14 protein-coding genes and 1 riboswitch are annotated in these 14,565 nt (G+C 65.3%); of the genes, 7 read left to right on the forward strand and 7 right to left on the reverse strand.

Annotated features, from left to right (window positions below; all coding sequences use genetic code 11):
• Positions 1-174: 174 nt before the first annotated feature.
• Positions 175-564, forward strand: a complete 390-nt coding sequence (locus I0K15_RS07750) for a TIGR03067 domain-containing protein (RefSeq protein ID WP_196104878.1) — start codon at positions 175-177, stop codon at positions 562-564.
• Positions 565-689: 125 nt separating this feature from the next.
• Here I0K15_RS07750 and I0K15_RS07755 read toward each other — a convergent pair whose 3' ends face one another.
• Entirely contained in the window at positions 690-1,646 is a 957-nt protein-coding gene (locus I0K15_RS07755; RefSeq protein ID WP_196104879.1) for an EamA family transporter, read from the reverse strand.
• Positions 1,647-1,693: 47 nt separating this feature from the next.
• Between I0K15_RS07755 and I0K15_RS07760 the strand changes: the two genes are divergently transcribed.
• Positions 1,694-2,197 carry an Lrp/AsnC family transcriptional regulator gene (locus I0K15_RS07760; protein ID WP_230374336.1) on the forward strand — a complete coding sequence of 168 codons (504 nt, stop codon included), beginning with the start codon at positions 1,694-1,696 and terminating at the stop codon, positions 2,195-2,197.
• A gap of 232 nt (positions 2,198-2,429) precedes the next feature.
• On the opposite strand, the gene I0K15_RS07765 is transcribed toward I0K15_RS07760, so the two are convergent.
• From I0K15_RS07765 to I0K15_RS07790, 6 genes are read right to left on the reverse strand one after another with little or no spacing between them, the layout of a single operon-like run.
• Positions 2,430-3,347 (reverse strand): DMT family transporter, encoded by a 918-nt coding sequence (locus tag I0K15_RS07765; protein ID WP_196104880.1) that lies wholly within the window; start codon positions 3,345-3,347, stop codon positions 2,430-2,432.
• A gap of 3 nt (positions 3,348-3,350) precedes the next feature.
• A complete protein-coding gene (locus I0K15_RS07770; RefSeq protein WP_230374337.1) occupies positions 3,351-4,196 on the reverse strand; it encodes an ABC transporter permease in 846 nt (281 codons plus the stop codon).
• Positions 4,193-5,140: an ABC transporter permease gene (locus I0K15_RS07775; protein ID WP_196104881.1), complete on the reverse strand. Its 948-nt coding sequence runs from the start codon at positions 5,138-5,140 to the stop codon at positions 4,193-4,195. The genes I0K15_RS07770 and I0K15_RS07775 overlap by 4 nt, the downstream gene beginning before the upstream one ends.
• Complete coding sequence (locus I0K15_RS07780; protein WP_196104882.1) at positions 5,137-5,925, reverse strand: ABC transporter ATP-binding protein; 789 nt, start codon at positions 5,923-5,925, stop codon at positions 5,137-5,139. The genes I0K15_RS07775 and I0K15_RS07780 overlap by 4 nt, the downstream gene beginning before the upstream one ends.
• Positions 5,912-6,685 carry an ABC transporter ATP-binding protein gene (locus I0K15_RS07785; RefSeq protein WP_230374338.1) on the reverse strand — a complete coding sequence of 258 codons (774 nt, stop codon included), beginning with the start codon at positions 6,683-6,685 and terminating at the stop codon, positions 5,912-5,914. Before I0K15_RS07785 ends, I0K15_RS07780 begins: the two co-directional genes overlap by 14 nt.
• A complete protein-coding gene (locus tag I0K15_RS07790; RefSeq protein WP_230374339.1) occupies positions 6,675-8,132 on the reverse strand; it encodes an ABC transporter substrate-binding protein in 1,458 nt (485 codons plus the stop codon). Before I0K15_RS07790 ends, I0K15_RS07785 begins: the two co-directional genes overlap by 11 nt.
• Positions 8,133-8,606: 474 nt before the next feature.
• Positions 8,607-8,829: riboswitch (cobalamin riboswitch) on the forward strand.
• A 151-nt stretch (positions 8,830-8,980) separates the two neighbouring features.
• On the opposite strand from I0K15_RS07790, the gene I0K15_RS07795 reads away from it, so the two are divergent.
• Genes I0K15_RS07795 through I0K15_RS07815 form a run of 5 tightly spaced genes read left to right on the forward strand, consistent with a single transcriptional unit; the run spans position 8,981 to position 14,557 of the window.
• Positions 8,981-9,754 carry a (2Fe-2S) ferredoxin domain-containing protein gene (locus I0K15_RS07795; protein ID WP_196104884.1) on the forward strand — a complete coding sequence of 258 codons (774 nt, stop codon included), beginning with the start codon at positions 8,981-8,983 and terminating at the stop codon, positions 9,752-9,754.
• Positions 9,751-11,271 carry an ABC transporter substrate-binding protein gene (locus I0K15_RS07800; protein ID WP_196104885.1) on the forward strand — a complete coding sequence of 507 codons (1,521 nt, stop codon included), beginning with the start codon at positions 9,751-9,753 and terminating at the stop codon, positions 11,269-11,271. The genes I0K15_RS07795 and I0K15_RS07800 overlap by 4 nt, the downstream gene beginning before the upstream one ends.
• Complete coding sequence (locus I0K15_RS07805; protein ID WP_230374340.1) at positions 11,268-12,242, forward strand: ABC transporter permease; 975 nt, start codon at positions 11,268-11,270, stop codon at positions 12,240-12,242. Before I0K15_RS07800 ends, I0K15_RS07805 begins: the two co-directional genes overlap by 4 nt.
• Positions 12,239-13,114: an ABC transporter permease gene (locus tag I0K15_RS07810; RefSeq protein ID WP_230374341.1), complete on the forward strand. Its 876-nt coding sequence runs from the start codon at positions 12,239-12,241 to the stop codon at positions 13,112-13,114. The genes I0K15_RS07805 and I0K15_RS07810 overlap by 4 nt, the downstream gene beginning before the upstream one ends.
• Positions 13,115-14,557 carry an ABC transporter ATP-binding protein gene (locus tag I0K15_RS07815; RefSeq protein WP_196104886.1) on the forward strand — a complete coding sequence of 481 codons (1,443 nt, stop codon included), beginning with the start codon at positions 13,115-13,117 and terminating at the stop codon, positions 14,555-14,557.
• Positions 14,558-14,565: the final 8 nt, after the last annotated feature.

The following is a 14,565-nucleotide window of genomic DNA, read 5'->3' on the forward strand; positions in this document are numbered from 1 at the left end:
GCGTAGCCGGATGCCGCCGAATGTCTCTTATATGGGCCGGTCCTCGACGTGCGTTCGAGCCAAGCGGCGGAAGATGCCTCGGTGCGTCTGAGGTTCACACAGATCACATCAACGACATTCAACCTGCAATAGGCTATCCCTCTCCGGAGTAGTTAATATCCCGATAGAGCTTCCATGGATCCGATTAGCCAAGTTGACTTTGATCAACTCCAAGGTGTGTGGTCGCAGACCTATCTTGAGGCGGATGGTCTTATCGAGCCGCCAAATGACGAGCACACAGCACCTGGGGCAGTGTGTGTCTTCGAGGGCAATGAATTTAGGGTCATTGCGCCCGACGACAGGCTGTTGCTCAAGGGAACTTTTGAGCTGGATGCGACAACGACACCGAAAGCGATCACATGGGTTGATTCAATCGGTGAAGACGCAGGGAAAGAACTTCCGGCAATCTATGAGCTAACCGATCAGACTTTCCGCTTCATCGCTGCGGATGAGGGTGAACCTCGTCCGACACATTTCAAAACTGTAGAAGGGTTAACCATGCGCAAGTTCGTTCGCGTGGAATAAGGCGTAGTCGCTCTGTCCGCCTTCCGACCTTGGACGGTTCTCTTCGTTCGCAGGCGCGGCAGATGGCGGCTTTGGTCGGCGCACTGCAGCGGCGCGCTTGATGGTCAAACGGCAGAATCGGGCCGCTATTGGAGCTCGCGGTCTGTTGGAGCCGGCATCGGCGCGGGTTTGTGAACGGCCACGCCGATCATGACGAGGGCAACGCCGAGGACATCCACGGCGCTCGGTATCTGGCGTAGGACGATCACGCCGATGATCGTGGCGGTTGCAGGCAGAAGCGCGAGCAGGAACGCGAAGCTCGCGCGTGGCAGGCGGGCCATCGCGAGCTGATCGCAGACATAGGGGATGACGGACGAACAGATACCGACGCCAATCCCGGCCAGAACCAGAAGCGGTGCCCCGAAGGCTTCGAGAGCCTGTAGGAACCCGATAGGCATCACAAAGATGAAGGCCGCTGTCATGGCTGCGCCGAGACGCTCCACGCCACCTGAAGCACCACCTTCGGAAATCTTGTGGCCAAGGATGATGTAGAGGACGAACAGCGACCCGTTAAGAACCGCCCAGAATAGGCCCAGTAGGTCAGATGTAAGGGCAGGTCCATCCGCCGCCAAGAGCGATGGCACGTCGATCAGGAGGGCCACGCCGGTGATGGCGAAGGCGAAAGCAAGATAATTGCGCCCCGTCCGGAGACCCCAGAGGGCGATCCCGATGGTGCCGACGAATTCGATTGCAGCGACCAGTGAGATCGGCAACCGGTCGAGGGCCAGGTAGAAGGAGCTGTTCATCACGGCGAGGCAACCGCCAAGCGCGAGAAGCAGAAGACGTTCGCGGGGCGACGATTTCTTGAAGGTGCGCCAAGGCTTCGTGATGGGAGCGAAGACTAGAGCGGCTGATGCGATGCGGAACCAGGCAACGCCAAGTACGCCGACGACCGGAAAGAGCAGAACGGCGAAAGCCGGGCCGAGGTAGTGAAAAACAGCGGAGACGCCGAACCATGCGTGAGGGGGAACGGCCTCGGACATGCGCGACATGGCTCCGGGGGCGTCGGCGACGGCGGGATCTGCAGGAGCTTGATCTGTCATGTATCTATGATGCAAGGTATATGCGGATTTGGACATGGAGATCGACTATGCTCAAGGCTGGTTTGAACGCAAGAATGAAGGAAGGAGGGCGTTCTGACCTTCGATCCGAAGAAACCGGTCTTGACAGCATCGATGCTGCCATTCTTCGCGAGCTTTGCACGGACGCACGTATCCCCCGTGCCGAGCTATCCCGGCGGGTGGGCCTGTCCGCCCCAAGCGTGGCGGACCGTGTGCGACGTCTTGAAGACGTGGGCATTATCACCGGATACGGCGCTCGCATTGACCCGACTCGCCTTGGCTACAGCCTCACGATCCTGATCCGCGCACGCCCGCTGCCGGGCGAAATGAAGAACATGATCGAAGCTATCCGAGAAACGCCTCAGATCGTGGCGTGCGACCGCGTTTCTGGTGAGGATTGCTTCGTCGCTCGCGCCCACGTCCGCGACGTGGCCGAGATGGAAGCTGTGATCGACCGGATAGTGCCCTTCGGCGCGACAAACTCGTCGATCGTTCAATCTTCACCGGTCGAAGAGCGACTTATCGAACTCTGAGCCAGCACGTAGAAGCAGACGTCCGCAGCAACGCAGGAGATTTCGGCTTCGTCCCGCACGTCCGACGTTGGACGGCTCTCTTCGGTCGCAGGCGCGGGCAATGGCAGCTTTGGTGGGCCGCACTGCAGCAGTGCGCTTGATGGTCGAACGGCGGCTTTGGTCAGCAAAGTCGCACTCCGATCCAATGCGAACATCCTCGGCAATCGAGCGATCAGGCGCCCAATGCAGCGGCTCACGTTCGTTTCGGTGTTTGACCGTCAATCAGATGAGCGCTCGGCTCGGGGATCCGGCTGCGGTCCTTTGCGGCGATGGCCCACATCGCGGCGATGATCATCGCCGCGGACAGGTAGAAGGCCGCGCCGGGAACGATGGCGAACAGCGCCGCATCTGCGACAACGGCGAAAATCAGCGAGAGATACTCGAAGGGCGCGAGCTTGGAGACCTCGCTGTGCTGAAGCGCGAGTGTCATCATGATATGCGCCACGCCACCGGCAACACCGGCACCGCAGAGGTAGGCAAGCTGCACGGGCGTGGGGCGCTCCCAGCCCCAGAAGACCGTCGCGAGCCCTGCCAGCGCGCAGGTCAGCGCGAAGTAGAAGGCGATGGCTCCAGCATTCTCGGTGAGAGCGAGGCTGCGGATCTGGATCTTGGCGCCCGCCGTGAAGACCGCCATCGTCAGGGCCAACGCGACGCCGGTCAGGTAGCTCTCGTCCAGTTCCGTCGCTGTCAGCTGTGGCACCACGAGGACCAGCATTCCGAGGAAACCCAGGACGACAGCGAACCAGCGCAGGCCGGTGACGGTCTCTCCCAGGATCCATCGGGCCAAGACGACAGCCATAACCGGTGCGAGGTAGCCGATGATCGAGGCATGGGCGAGCGGCAGGTATGCCAACGAGGCGAAGGAGGCGAAAAGCGCGATGCAGCCCATCGCGCAGCGCAGGACGTGGCCCAGCGGGCGTGTCGTGCGCAGCCCGCCGGGGAAGTCGCGCGTCCACATCAAGTAGAGGACCAGCGGGATGAGGGCGACGGCGCTGCGGAAGAACACAACCTGGCCCAGCGGGACCTCGCCGGCCAGCAGCTTCACGAAGACAACCATCACCGTGAAGAAGAGGGTCGCGCCGATACGAAGAAGGATGCCGGTCAGCTCCATGTGCTAGCGCGCCTCCTGCGCAGCGACGATGTCGCGGAGGCGATCTCCGACGAGGTTGATCACCAGCACTGAGAGGAGGACGGCAAGCCCCGGAAAGATCATCACGTGTGGCGCCGTCTGCATATAAGGCTTGCCGTCGAGCAGCATCGCGCCCCACTCCGCCGTGGGCGGTTGCACGCCGAAGCCCAGGAAGCTGAGCCCTGACACGGCCAGGATCGTGCGCGACCAGGTGTTCGTCCAGAGAACCAGTAGCGAGGGGATCACGTTCGGCAGGACGTGCCGCCATATGATCAACGTTGCTGGCAGGCCGTTGAGGCGCGCTTGGATCACGAAGTCCCGCTCATTCAGGCCGTGCGCGAGGCTCCGCGCGAGCCGAGCGAACTTCATCCAGCTGACGACGGAGAGCGCGATGACGAGGTTCGTCGTCGATGGGCCGAAGAGCCCGGCGAAGGCGACGGCGGCGATCAGTTCAGGGAAGGCGAAGAAGCTGTCGGTGACGCGCATCAGGGCGAAGTCGCCCGCGCGGCCTGCGCGAGCGGCGACCAGTCCCACGGCGGTGCCGACCAGCAGCCCGACTGTAGCGATGGCGAGCGACAGGCCCAGCGACCAGACCGCGCCGTGCAGCAGCCGCGTGCCTATGTCCCGTCCCAGATGGTCCGTGCCGAACCAGTGGTCGGCGTTCGGGGAAGACAGGCGGTCGAGGAAGTCCACATCCCCCGGCGCGTAGGGCGTCAGCCACAGCGCCAACGCGACGAGCGTCGCAAGGACGGCCATCGCCAAGGCCGTGCGGCGGGCGAATAGGCTGATCGGCGCGCGCGGCGCCGCGGCGGGTAGCCTGAGCACCGTCACCGTGCCACCTCCGCAGGGCGCGTCCGTGGATCGGCGAGGGCCTGCACCGCGTCGATGGCCGTGTTGATGACCACGTAGGTCGTGGCGAAGAACATCACGAGGAACATCGTCATCGGCAGGTCGCGCGATAGCACCGACGCCGCCAGCAGCGAGCCGAGACCCGCGCGTGAGAAGACCAGCTCCACGATCACCGCGCCTTCAAGGAGTGAGGCGAGGTCCAATCCGATCATCGTCAGCGCCGGGATGCGAGCATGCGGGATGACATGGGACAGGAAGATCTCGCGTTCCGAGATGCCGCGCAGGCGCAGCGTCTCGATGAAAGGCTGGGCATAGGCGTCGAGCAGGAAGCTGCGCAGAAGCCGCGTTTGCGACGCCATCACCCAGAGCGCAAGCGTGCAGGCCGGCAGCACCAGATGTGCGGGCGTGCCGGTGCCGTAGGCGGGCAGCCAGCCGAGATGGACCGATACGCCCATGATCAACAGGAGCGCCAGCCAATAGCCCGGTATCGCCGCCCCGATGGAGGCGACGAAAATGGCGAAGCGATCGATCAGCGTGCCGGGGTTGCGCACGGCGAGGCCCGCCAGCAGGACAGCGCCCGTCAAGCCGAGGCCGAGCGCCGAGAGGGTCAGTGCGACGGTCTCCCCGAGGCTGCCGAGGAAGACGTCCCAAACGGGAGCGCCGGAGGTGTATGAGGTGCCGAAGTCACCCCGCAGCAGGTTGGCGACCCATTGGCCGTATTGCGCAAGGAACGGGTCGCCGAGGCGGTGCTCCTCGCGGATTTGCTGAAGCAGCGCGTCAGGAAAGCCGGTCGCATCGGGGTAGAAAGCGGCGGCGATGATCATCGCCTTGTCGCCAGGTGCGAAGTAGTTGAGCGTGAATGTGATCACGCTGATGCTGACCAGGACCGCCACCAGCCCCGCGATGCGCGACGCGGCCGCCTTCATTCTGCCGCCTCCTGCGTGCGCAGTGCGCCCAAGGTCTCCGCGGCGTCGATCAGCGCGCGCGCATAGGCGCTGGCCGGGGCGGCGAAAAAGGCTGAGCGTGTCTGGCTGGCCTCGACACGCCCGTCCTTCAGGACGAGGACGCGGTCAGCATAGGCCTCGGCGAACCCAATGTCGTGGGTGACGAAGACGAAGGCGGCCCCACTCTGACGGCGCAGCGCGTCCATGCGATACGCGATCTTCTTCTGTACCAGCGCGTCGAGCGTGCTGAGCGGCTCGTCGAAGAAAATCAGCTCCAGTTTCGCGACTAGGGCCCGTGCGAGGCAGGCTCGCTGCGCCTGGCCCAGCGAGACCTGACCAGGCAGTAGGTCGTGGAATTCGGGCGACAGCTCGGCCTCGGCCAACGCGTCCAGCGTGGCGGCCCGTCTCTGCTCGGCCGTCATGGCATGGCGGTGCAGGCTTTCGGCGATGGAGCGGCCAAGGGTCTGGCGCGGGTTCAGAGCGGCGAGCGGGTCCTGCATCACCCAGCGGGTCCGCGGCAGGCCGATCTGATCGGGCATCGCGCCAGAGACGTCGATGCCCCCGGGCGCGAAGCGGAAGCGGCGGCAGTCTGCCGGCATCAGCCCCTGCATCGCCTTTAGCAGCGTCGACTTGCCCGCTCCGCTTTCACCGATGACGCAAAGCATCTCGCCCCGTGCAACGTCAAAGGAGACGTCGTGCAGCAAGGTCGCGGTGCCGACCCGGACAGTCAGACCCTCGACCGAAAGGATCGGCTCAGACGGCGACATGCTGCGTCTCCGCCGTATGCCAATGTCGATGCGTCACCAGTTCACGCGCATACGGGGTGGCAGGGCGGGTCAGCACGGCCGCGGCCGGTCCCGCCTCGACGATGCGCCCGCCCTCCATGATGGCGATCCGCGTCGCATAGCGCGCGGCCAAGGCGAGGTCGTGCGTCACCATCACCACCGCGAAGCCCCGTTGCTCGGCCAAGCGCCCGACCTCCTGCAGGACGCGGGCCGCGACGACGGGGTCGAGCGCCGAGGTCGGTTCGTCCAGGAGCAGAAGCCTGGGGTCGCCCATCAGGGCCATGGCGAGCAGCAGCCGCTGCTGCATCCCGCGGCTCCACTGGTGGGGATAGCGCGGACCAGGATCGGGCAAGGCAAGCGTGTCGAGCAGCGCGGCGACGTCGCTCCGTGCGCCAAGCCGGCGTTGCAGTTGCGCGAGTTGCCAGCGGAGCCGACGCAGCGGGTCGAAGCCGTGGGCAGGGCTCTGCGGTACGAAAGCCATGCCGCCCGGCCGCGCAGCGCCGCGCCCTGTGACGGTATAGGGGGTCCCGTCAAAGTCGATCGTCCCGGCAGTCGGCACAGCCGGGCGCCGCAGCCCGATCATCGCGCGTAGCAGGGTCGACTTGCCCGCACCCGACCCGCCGACGATGGCGAGCCAGTCGTCGGGTCCGACCTCCAGATTGATGTCATACAGGACGCCCCGCCCGCCGATCTCGGCGGACAGGGCATCGATCTTCAGAAGCGGATGCGCCTTACTCGACAACCGTCAGGTCCGGTGTTGCGAGGTAGGTTTCGGCCGGGTGGATGCGGTAGCCTTCGACGCGCCCGTTGCCGACCGAGACCTGCGTCTTGTGAAAGAGGGGGATCAGCGGCAGGTCGTCGTTCAGGATGGCCTGCACCTCCGCGTAAATCGGCTGCCGCGCCTCCGTCTCGAACAGGCTGCGCCCCTCTTCCAGCAGCGCGTCGAGCGCCGGGTTCGAGTAACCACCGACGTTGTAGCTGCCCCCGGTTGCGACCAGCGTGGAGGGAAAGTAGTCCGGGTCTCCCTGCGGTGCGGTGCCCCAAGCCTGAAGATGCATGTCAATCTCGCCCGCCTGAAGCGCGTCATTGTTGGCGCCCCACTCGCCCATGGCGATCTCGACGCCCAGACCGATCTGGGTCAGCATTGCCTGACTGATCTCCAGCGTCGGGCGCAGGGCAGGACGTCCCTCATAGCTCCGCATCTGGAGGACGATGTCCTCACCGTCGAGCTCTCGGATCCCGTTGCCGTCGGTGTCGACGATGCCCGCCTCGTCCAGCATCGCCATGGCCGCCGTCGGGTCGTAGGCCAGGCTGAGGTCTGTATTTGCCCAGGACGCCATCGTATCCGGGAAGATGCCGTGCGCGACCTGACCGCCGACGCCGACCAGCGCCGCCGCCACGATCGTGTCGCGGTCGAGCGCCAGAGAGACCGCCTCGCGCAGCGTGTCGTTCGCCAGCGGGCCGTCGTTGACGCGGGCCTGAATGAAAAAGAGCCGCCCCGTCGCTGTCGAGAAAAGCTGCGCACCGCCTTCTTCCTTAAGGGCGGCGAAGTCCGGCTCGGGATAGTTTGTCACGAGATCCACATCACCCGCCTGGAGGGCGAGGGCGGCCACCGACGGATCTACGATGGCGTCGATCACGAGCCGATCCAGCTTGGGCGCGCCGCCCCAGTAATCGGCGAAGCCGGTCACTTGGTAGGTCTTGTCGGTCTCGGCCATGTCGAACACGAAGGGGCCCGTGCCGATGATCGGCATCGCTTCCGTGCCTTCCCGCAGCACCGCGGCCGAGGGCTCGGTCAGCGACCAGAGGAAGGCCGAGTTCGGCGTCTCGGTACGGAAGATCAACGTCAGGTCGTCCACAACCTCTATCTCGGATATGCCCAGCAACGAGGCGAGGCGCGGATTGTGGCCCGGATGCCCTTCCTCACTCAACTTCGAGAGGCTGTCGCGCACCGCATCGGCTGTCATCGGCGTGCCGTCGTGAAAGAGCACGTCGTCGCGAAGCGTGATGCGCCATTCCGTCTCCGAAACGTTCTCGAACGCCGCGGCCAGACGCGGGATCATGTTCATTTCGTAGTCGAGGCCGATCAGCGTCTCGGAGACGCCCGCCCGGTTTGCGAGCCAACCGTTTTGGCGCGCGCGCGGATCCGGCACGTCGCTGGCAGGGCCGAAGGGTGAGGCGATGATCATCTCACGGCCTTCGGCGCCGACCGCACCGGCTGACAGAACCAGTGCTGCCGCGAGCCCGGCCCCCAGGAGGCTGCGTGTCCTCGCCGAAGTGGGAGTGGAGTGAATAAGCATGTTGTGGGTCCCCGATCCTGGTCTGCGAGCCTCGTGGGTCACTGCGTATGTTACTTTATAACATTTAGCCAGACTGTTTTCGTCGAGATTGGCCTCACTACGTTCGCACGTCTGCTGACGCTCGGACGCCTCCGCGACGGTGCGAGAGGCACCCTTGTGTTTCCAACACGATCCGCAGGCTCACCGTGCTACTTCGAAAAACTGGACGCGGGAGGTTGGAGCAGTGGAGACAGATCGCGGCAGGCGAAGCCGATCGACGCGGAAGTCGCCGTTTGCTGCATAGGTTCGGTTTTCGCTCCTTCTCCGATAACGGCCCCACACCATACCGCCGGACTGAACATCCTTGACCTTTTCACGGTGCTGGAATTAGCTGTCCGCGATGGTTCTCGGCGGCGTTAAGTCGGTGAGATTAAATGGGAACACGGTGCGGTGCAGCCATCATGCGCCAACTCCGTGACTGCCCCCGCAACTGTAGGCGGTGAGCGACCCGAAAAAGGCCACTGGGCCCCGGATTGAAGGGGCTTGGGAAGGTTCGGGAGAGCTTTGACCCGCGAGTCAGGAGACCTGCCATCTCGGGCGTCGGTGACGCCGCAATGCAACTCGACCCGGGCGGGGTGTCCCGGAAGGAGAACCGAGATGGATACGAAGGCCCTGGCCCGTTACATGACCGGACTTCCCTGGCCCCGCGCATCGCTGCGGAGGGCGGGATGGGGCCACTCAATGACCACTTAGGCAATATGCATGGCTCAGCACGTGCTGATGCGGTGCTGTTCGTCGTCTCTGCCTACACGCTGAGCAAGCGAGCGCTCGACCGTCTCGAAACCGCCGCTGCGGGCGCGGCCACGGGCCTCGCCCGTCTGATCCGGCTGGAGGAGACTGGACCCAGCCTGATCGATGCGCTGGACGAGATGCGGGCCGAGGGGCATCGGCGGATCAGAGTGCAACCGCTCGGCGTCCCGTTCCCCGAAAGCCTGATGTCCTGGCTGCCCGGCGTGATGGCGGACTGGCGGACGCGCGGGCAGAATGCCGACACTTGGCTGGAACTGGGTCCGGACCCGGCAACCGATGCCGAGGCGCTGCTGGCCTTTGCCTCTGCGACATTGGCGCATCCCGACCCCGCACAGCCGATCGCGGATGTCGCGCCGCGCCTTGGCAAGCCCGGCTGGACCGACCCGCCGGATTTCGAATTCCACTTGCTGGTCTGCACCGGCCCCCGCTGCGCGATCCACGGCGCGGCCCCCTTCACCCACATGCTGAAGGACGAACTCAAGGCCGCCGGTGTTTTCGACCGCTGCCTGACCACCCGGACCGGCTGCATCTATCCCTGCAATCGCGGACCCGTGCTCGCGCTTTACCCGCATGGCCACTGGTATCGCTTACCCGATCAGGAGGCGACGCGCCGGTTCGTGCGCGAGGTTCTGGTCGAAGGTGGCACCGCCGAGGACCTTCGCTTCCACACCGCCCGCGCGGTTCGAGACTCCCACACGCCCAAACAGGAGGCAGCTCAATGATCCTCAAACCTATCTTGCTCGGCGGTGCGATCGCCCTGACGGCCCTGCCGGCCGCTGCGGACGACATCATCAACATGGCGACGAGCTTTCAGATCCGCTCCATGGATCCGGTCGAGCAGGGCTTCTGGATGCAGGAGTTTGGGCAGGGCGAGTTGCTCATGCAGTTCCAGCCGGATGGCACGATCACGCCTTGGCTTGCCGAAAGCCTCGAACGGACGGACGACACCACTTGGGTGATCACGATCCGGGACGGCGTGACCTTCCAGAACGGCTCGGCGATGGACGTGCCCGCGGTGCTCGAGGCCATCGCCTATCACCGCGAGCGCAACAGCGGGACGCAGGCCGTGCTTCCCGCGGAGGCGACATTCACCCAGACCGGCGAGCGCGAGATCACCGTGGAGACGGGGGTGCCGGTTCCCGAACTTCCGAGCATCCTCGCCCATGAGAGCCGCCTGATGATCATCGACGTGGATCCGGTGCTGGAGGCAGGCGAGGACTTCGAGGCACTCGAAGGGGCGGGCATCCACACCGGGCCCTATCGCCTCGTCGATCTCGACGATCAGCGCATGATCGCGGAGCGATACGACGGCTACTGGCGCGGTATGCCGGCGATGGAGGGGGTCGAACTGCGCTTTGTCTCGGACGCCAATGCCCGCATCCTCGCGGTGCAGAACGGCGAGGTGGATATCGCGCTTTACCCGCCGATTTCCGCGGCACCGGTCTTTGCTGCCACACCGAACGTCAATCTGGCCCTCGGCGCGCCCTCTACGGGTGGCTTCCTGTCGGTGATGGATGTGACCAACGGTGCCTTTGAAGAGGTTGCCGTGCGCCGGGCCGTGATGCTCGCCGTGAACTACGAGGAACTCGCCAACGACGTGTTCCATGGCGCCAAGATCCCGGCGACGGGCCTCTACAATCCGCGCTTTCCCTTCGCGGTAGAGAACTATCGGCACGATCCGGAGGAGGCGAACGCGATCCTCGACGCGGCCGGCTGGGTCCGCGACGGCGACACGCGGACGCGGGACGGCGAGACGCTGTCGGTGACACTGATGATCTATCCCCAACAGCCCGATCTGGTGCCCCTTTCGAATGCGATGCAGTCCTACCTGCGCGAGATCGGCATCGCCTCCGAGATCATGTCCGTCGACAACGTGAACGAGGCGGCGATGAACGATCTGGTCGCGTGGGATCTCGCCATGGTCGCGACGGGTACCGCCACCGTCGGGTCGGTCAGCGGGTTTCTCAACCGCTACGTCGCCTGCGAAGGGGACCGGAACTACGGCGGCTATTGCAACGACCGCGTTCAGGAGCTGATCGAAACGCTTGATGTCACCGTCAATGAGGAGAGCCGCTATGAGATGCTGCGCGAGATCCAGGCCATCCTCGTCGAAGACGATCCCTACGTCTTCAACGCGACGATCCTGATCGAGCGTGCTCTCGTGAGCGATGCCTGGTCGGACTATGTCCCAGCTGTTGCGTGGAACCACATCAAGTGGGACACGGCGCCGAACCCGTGACGGCGCGCACACGACCCATTCGGCACGGCGGCCTCTTTGTCGCCGCGTCGAAACGGATCGGCCAGGCGATCCTGACGGCGCTCGCCGCCAGCGTGCTCGTCTGGGCACTGCTGCCGCTCGCGCCGGGTGATGTGGCTGAACGGGTCCTGCTGGCGCGCGGGATGCAGGACCTCACGACCGCGGAAATTGACGCCGCGCGGGAACAGTTGGGTCTGAACGACCCGCTTGTTATCCAGTTTCTGAACTGGCTCGGCGGCGTCTTTCGGGGCGATCTGGGACAAAGCTTCACCAGCCAGGCACCGGTCATGCAGGAGATCATGGAGCGATTGCCGGCCACCCTGATGCTGTTGGGACTGGCGCTGGTGGTGTCGATCCTCTTCTCGCTGGCGCTGGCCCTGATCGCGGCGGCCTATCGGGACCGCTGGCCGGACCAAGCCATCCGGCTCTACACACAGATCGGTGCGGCGCTGCCGACCTTCGTCTTCGCGCTGCTGGCGCTGACCTTCGTCGTTGTCGGTTTCCAGATGGGCCGGGTCCTTGCCGAGCCATCTTGGTCCGCCGCGTTGATCCCCGCCTTCATCATCGGGCTGGACCGCGCCGCGAGCTGGACCCAGCTGTTGCGCGCGGGCCTGCTGGAGGCGATGGCGAGCGGCTATGCCGAGGTGGCCCGCGCCCGCGGTGCGTCCGAGCGGCGGATCCTGCTGCGCCATGCGCTGCCTAACGCGCTGCTGCCCTTCCTGACCGCGATCGGTGTCAGCGTCGGCGCGCTGATCGGAGGCGCGCCCCTGATCGAAGCGATCTTCACCTGGCCGGGCCTTGGCGCTTACCTGTTGGAGGCGCTGACGGCCCGCAACTATCCGGTGATCCAGGCCTATGTGCTAATCGCCGCGCTCTCTTATGTGACCGCCGCGCTTCTAGTGGATCTGGTGGCTTTGGTGCTCGATCCCCGGCTGAGGGGGCAGACCGGATGAGCGTGCTCGACATCACCCGGCCGGAGGTCTTGCCGCACAGCATGGACCGGAGCCTCCTGCGTCGGCTCTGGCGGCACCGGTCCGGACGCTGGGGCGCGCTCATTGGGCTCGCGCTGCTGCTCTTTGCAACGGTGGGCGCGTTCTGGACACCGCACGCACCCGATGTGCCGGATTATGCCGACGCCCTCCAGAGTCCGAGTGCTGCGCATCCCTTCGGTACCGATGCGAGCGGTCGCGACATGTTCAGCCGGATCATGGAGGGCGCGCACCGGTCCATTGGCGCGGCTCTGATGGTCCTCGGGGCGGTGTTCGCAATCGGCCTCGTCGTCGGCACGCTGGCTGGGCTCACAGGCGGTTTGACCGATACAGTGCTGATGCGCATCGCGGATGTGGCCATGACGCTTCCGGGCCTTGTTCTCGCCTTTGCGGTGCTTGGTCTGCTTGGCCCCGGCTTCCTGAACCTGCTGATCGCGCTCATCATTGCCGACTGGGCCTGGTATGCGCGGCTATCGCGGTCGCTGTCTCTCGATGCGCGGCGAAGGCCCCATGTGATCGCGGCGCGGATGGCTGGGATCCCGCAGTGGCGGATCGTTCTGGGACATATCCTGCCGGGGGTCGCACTTCAGGTTGGCGTTGTCGCGACGCTCGCGCTTGGCGGCATGATCGGCGCGATCTCGGGGTTCTCCTTTCTGGGCCTCGGGGTCCAGCCGCCCGCGGCTGAATGGGGCGCTCTTCTGGCGGAGTCACGGCTGTTCTTTTCGATCGCACCTTGGCTCCTCATCGCGCCGGCGGGGGCTATCTTCCTTTCGGTGCTGTCAGCCAATCTACTCGGCAATGCACTGCGAGACGTTGCCAGTCCGGAGGAGGCCTGAATGGATCATGTGCTGGCCTGCCAAGGTCTGACGGTGAGCTATCCGGGCGGCGCCACGCCGGTGCGGGAGATATCCTTCCGCGTGAAAGCAGGCGAGTGTTTTGCCCTCGTTGGAGCTTCGGGCGCAGGCAAGTCCACCATAGCGAAGGCGCTCGTCGGGCTGCATCGCTCGGGCACCGCCATTGCAGGTGGGATGCAGATCAACGGGTGGGACATGGTCGGGGCGACCCGCAGTCAGTGGAGAGATGTTCGTGGCCGACAGGTGGGCTTCATCGCTCAGAACCCATGGGCCAGTTGCGATCCCCTGCGCCCGGTGCAGGACCATGTTGCCGAGGCATGGCGCTGCCACGGCCTCTCTGTCTCCTGGGACGAGATCGCAGCCCGGCTGGCGGGGCTCGGGGTCGTAGGTGCAGAGGACCGCATCGCGCAACACCCGCACACCTGGAGCGGTGGCATGCTGCAACGCGCCTCGATCGCGGCGGCCGGAGCCCTGATCCCGCCGCTTCTGATCGCCGACGAACCGACCAGCGCGCTGGACGCGGACCGCGCCCAGTCGGTCCTGACGGCGCTCAAGTCGCTGGGCTCCGCGGTCGTGCTGATCAGCCACGACATCGGGCTGGTCCTGCGCAACGCCGACCGGGTGGGGGTCCTGAACGAGGGCCGTTTGGTGGAAGAGGGCACGCCCGGATCACTGGGAACAGCCCCCAAGCACCCCGAGACGCAGCGCCTGCTCGCGGCATTGACCCCCTTGCCGCCGCGCACGACCCGGGCCGCCCCAACATCGCTCCTGCGCATGACAAAGGTCTCGGCGCGCTACGACAGCGGGCGGGTAAACGCCTTGGCCGAAACCGATCTGGAGATCGGCGCAGGCCAGATCGTCGGTGTCCAGGGCCCGTCCGGCTGCGGCAAGTCCACCTTGCTCCGGCTGGCCATGGGGATCGAACGCCCGACCGGGGGCCACATCTGGCGGTCGGAGACGCTGGCGAGACCCGGCGCGATCCTGCCGGTCTTCCAAGACCCTGTCGGAAGCCTTGTGCCGCACTGGCCGATTTGGCGGTCGGTTGCCGAGCCGCTTACCGCGCCCAGACGCCCGCGCAAGCCCGCGAGGCTCCGACGACAGGACGCGCGAGCGGCCCTCGCTGGTGTCGGGCTCGAGAATATCGATCCTGAGGCGCGCCCTTCGGAACTTTCGGTAGGCCAGTGCCAGCGCGTGGCCCTTGCGCGCGCCACCATCGCTGACCCCGCGATGATCGTGGCGGACGAGCCGACCAGTGCGCTCGACAGCCCTTCGACATGGCTGGTCGGCAAGCTTCTGCGCGACGCGGCCGAACGCGGAACGGCGGTCCTGGTCGTGAGCCACGACAGCACTTTTCTGGAGCGCGTCGCCGATCATGTCGTCATCATGAATGTCGGACGAACGCTGCCGCCGGCTCAAGTTGCCTGATTTTCAAG

The organism is Pontivivens ytuae (assembly GCF_015679265.1).
Classification (GTDB): domain Bacteria; phylum Pseudomonadota; class Alphaproteobacteria; order Rhodobacterales; family Rhodobacteraceae; genus Pontivivens; species Pontivivens ytuae.

What these genes read in the sequence shown, in the direction of transcription:
- I0K15_RS07780 (WP_196104882.1), bottom strand. Translation starts at nt 5,925, where the DNA reads ATGTCGCCGTCTGAGCCGATCCTTTCGGTCGAGGGTCTGACTGTCCGG.
- I0K15_RS07795 (WP_196104884.1), top strand. Translation starts at nt 8,981, where the DNA reads ATGCATGGCTCAGCACGTGCTGATGCGGTGCTGTTCGTCGTCTCTGCC.
- I0K15_RS07755 (WP_196104879.1), bottom strand. Translation starts at nt 1,646, where the DNA reads ATGACAGATCAAGCTCCTGCAGATCCCGCCGTCGCCGACGCCCCCGGA.
- I0K15_RS07810 (WP_230374341.1), top strand. Translation starts at nt 12,239, where the DNA reads ATGAGCGTGCTCGACATCACCCGGCCGGAGGTCTTGCCGCACAGCATG.
- I0K15_RS07800 (WP_196104885.1), top strand. Translation starts at nt 9,751, where the DNA reads ATGATCCTCAAACCTATCTTGCTCGGCGGTGCGATCGCCCTGACGGCC.
- I0K15_RS07765 (WP_196104880.1), bottom strand. Translation starts at nt 3,347, where the DNA reads ATGGAGCTGACCGGCATCCTTCTTCGTATCGGCGCGACCCTCTTCTTC.
- I0K15_RS07775 (WP_196104881.1), bottom strand. Translation starts at nt 5,140, where the DNA reads ATGAAGGCGGCCGCGTCGCGCATCGCGGGGCTGGTGGCGGTCCTGGTC.
- I0K15_RS07760 (WP_230374336.1), top strand. Translation starts at nt 1,694, where the DNA reads ATGCTCAAGGCTGGTTTGAACGCAAGAATGAAGGAAGGAGGGCGTTCT.
- I0K15_RS07750 (WP_196104878.1), top strand. Translation starts at nt 175, where the DNA reads ATGGATCCGATTAGCCAAGTTGACTTTGATCAACTCCAAGGTGTGTGG.
- I0K15_RS07790 (WP_230374339.1), bottom strand. Translation starts at nt 8,132, where the DNA reads ATGATCATCGCCTCACCCTTCGGCCCTGCCAGCGACGTGCCGGATCCG.
- I0K15_RS07815 (WP_196104886.1), top strand. Translation starts at nt 13,115, where the DNA reads ATGGATCATGTGCTGGCCTGCCAAGGTCTGACGGTGAGCTATCCGGGC.